This window comes from Cupriavidus gilardii (genome assembly GCF_008801915.1).
In the GTDB taxonomy this organism is placed as follows: Bacteria; Pseudomonadota; Gammaproteobacteria; order Burkholderiales; family Burkholderiaceae; genus Cupriavidus; species Cupriavidus gilardii.
On record NZ_VZOV01000059.1, the window covers coordinates 1 to 2063 of the forward strand.

5 protein-coding genes are annotated in these 2063 nt (G+C 65.1%); all 5 read right to left on the reverse strand.

Translation table 11 applies throughout. From position 1 onward, the window contains the following. On the reverse strand, positions 1 to 196 hold a 196-nt coding region (locus F7Q96_RS27530), incomplete at its 3' end, for a terminase small subunit-like protein (protein WP_457912030.1). A 272-nt stretch (positions 197 to 468) separates the two neighbouring features. Further along, positions 469 to 897: a hypothetical protein gene (locus F7Q96_RS26330; protein ID WP_053824302.1), complete on the reverse strand. Its 429-nt coding sequence runs from the start codon at positions 895 to 897 to the stop codon at positions 469 to 471. Positions 898 to 948: 51 nt separating this feature from the next. Further along, a complete protein-coding gene (locus tag F7Q96_RS26335; RefSeq protein ID WP_053824303.1) occupies positions 949 to 1380 on the reverse strand; it encodes a hypothetical protein in 432 nt (143 codons plus the stop codon). Next, entirely contained in the window at positions 1370 to 1636 is a 267-nt protein-coding gene (locus F7Q96_RS26340; protein ID WP_053824304.1) for a hypothetical protein, read from the reverse strand. The genes F7Q96_RS26335 and F7Q96_RS26340 overlap by 11 nt, the downstream gene beginning before the upstream one ends. Next, the coding region (locus F7Q96_RS26985) for a helix-turn-helix domain-containing protein (RefSeq protein WP_170292935.1) at positions 1626 to 2063 on the reverse strand (438 nt) is incomplete at its 5' end. The genes F7Q96_RS26340 and F7Q96_RS26985, both read right to left, overlap by 11 nt.

The window sequence follows — 2063 nt, forward strand, 5'->3', positions numbered from 1 at the left end:
CGTCCAAATACTGCTTGCGCAGACCTTCGTCGGCGGCGATCCACCGATTGATGAGCCGGCGATCCGGCATATCGGGATCGGAGCAGATCTTCCGAACGCTCTCCCCGCCCGCGATCCGCTCGCAGACGACGGCCATGACGGCAACCCTATCCCACGATCCGTCGTCGGAGCGGAGGTTAGGCGTCTCGTTCGACATCGGCGCTGTGGAAATAAAAAAGCCCAGCGGATGGCTGGGCGAACTCGCGGTGGGCGCGAGAGGAGACTGGTTGAGGGGCAGGCGCTGATCTCCTGCGACGCTCGGCTCGAGTATTCTCAGCGCTGCGTCAGCATTTCCCTCACGGCTGACACCTCGTACCCGGCCGGGTCAGTTCACCGCCGCGGTCCGCAGCGGATGAGGTGCCATGCGTGAGTAAACGCAAAAGCCCGCTCATTGGCGGGCCTCTCTTTCTTCCGGGCGAGCGCCGCCCACTAGGCGGCGGTCTCGGCAAGGGCCGGAATCAAGTTGTCCGGCGCAGTATAGGGCATCTTTTTCCGGTTTACAACACCCTCGTCGTCGATTCGCGCGAGGTGTTGCCGCAGCATGTGTTTGGCCCGGGCCATCTCCAGATCAAAGACGCTGTGGGGGCGCTGGCGGATGCCGAGCTTCCGGCAGACCAGCCACGGCGGCATGTTGGTGACATAGGACAGCTTCAGCAGGAGCTGCTGGTGGCGATCCAGCAGGCGCCAAGCCCTCGTGACTCGTTCAGCGTCCGCCTGATCGATCTCGACGATCTCCGGGACGTGCGGCCCGTTCGCGAGGATGTCCGCCAGCTTGGCCCACGGGGCACAGTACCCGGGCCGCGGCCCTCCCACTCGGTTCGCCTTCGCCCAATTCTCCAACCGCTTTTCCAGATCCATCGAGGCCCCCGTCGTCACTCTTGCTTCCGATTTCCCGGTCATTGACCGTCCCTACCCTGCTCTACCGCTCGTCACTGCCACTAACATCCCCAGCCCGGCCTCATCCCGCTCCGCCGCTGCTCGAGCCACGTCCTGCTGGGCGGCACCGGCCTGGCACATGGAATCGTGGAACGCCTGCCAGTCGGCGAAGGTGGGCGCAGCGGGCTTGACCTCCCGCGCGACCGCATCCCGCTCCCATTCGATCCTCCGGCGCAGCCGCTCGTTGTCAGCCTCGACCATGCGGATGTGGTCCTGCAGCACGGCAACTTTCTGGACGTAGTGCTGCGGGTCGAATGCGATGAGCCGGTGGATGTAGTCGCGCAGCGGGCGGGGCAGCGCGTTGACGTTCTTCGCCGACGGCACCCAATCGGGCGTGATGCGCAGCTTGTCGGTGACGACGCGGTCGCGCCGGGCGCCGACCTTGCGGATGCGTTTAACCTTCATGGCCAGTCCCTTTGATCTCCGCGCGGATGGCGTCAATGACATCGCCCACCGACAGGCCGCCCATATCGCAGGCTATGGCGATCACCTTTGCCCGCTCCATGCCAGCGACGACGCCGGCTTGCCAGCCAATAAAGGCGTCATGCCAAGACCGATTGACATAGCAACCTTCGGCATCGCGCTTGAACTCCCCTTCCGCGCAGCCGAATCGGCGAACCATCGCTGCCTCGAACGCCTCGCGCATCTGGTCATTCGGCATAGGGATCTCCAAAGGGTCGCGGAGCGTTGGACGACATCATCGCGGCGAACAACGCGGGCTTGGTCATCTGGATACCGCGCGAACGGAAGAACCAGCTAGCGCCCTGCACCACACTCAGCGTCAATTCGGCGCGCCCGTGCTCCAGCGCAGACAGCTGCGCTGGCGTCATGCCCATATCGTTGGCCATGTCCATGAGAGACGCGCCGCAGACAACGCGCAGCGCGCGTGTCAGCAGCCCGAACGGCGTCAGACGGCTGCGCATCAGCTCTTGCAAGCGATCGGGCGCCGTATCGCTAGCCGGCGGCGTGGGCGCGGCGGCGAGCAACTCTTTGTAGATGCGCCTGGCGACCTCGTGCCGATTCGAATGCCATTGTCCGGACAGCGCGCAAAGCATCTCGTATGCCGGCACCCGCGCCCAGGCCGCCGG

Coding starts and splice junctions, on each gene's coding strand:
- F7Q96_RS26330 (WP_053824302.1), bottom strand. CDS start 897: ATGGATCTGGAAAAGCGGTTGGAGAATTGGGCGAAGGCGAACCGAGTG.
- F7Q96_RS26335 (WP_053824303.1), bottom strand. CDS start 1,380: ATGAAGGTTAAACGCATCCGCAAGGTCGGCGCCCGGCGCGACCGCGTC.
- F7Q96_RS26340 (WP_053824304.1), bottom strand. CDS start 1,636: ATGCCGAATGACCAGATGCGCGAGGCGTTCGAGGCAGCGATGGTTCGC.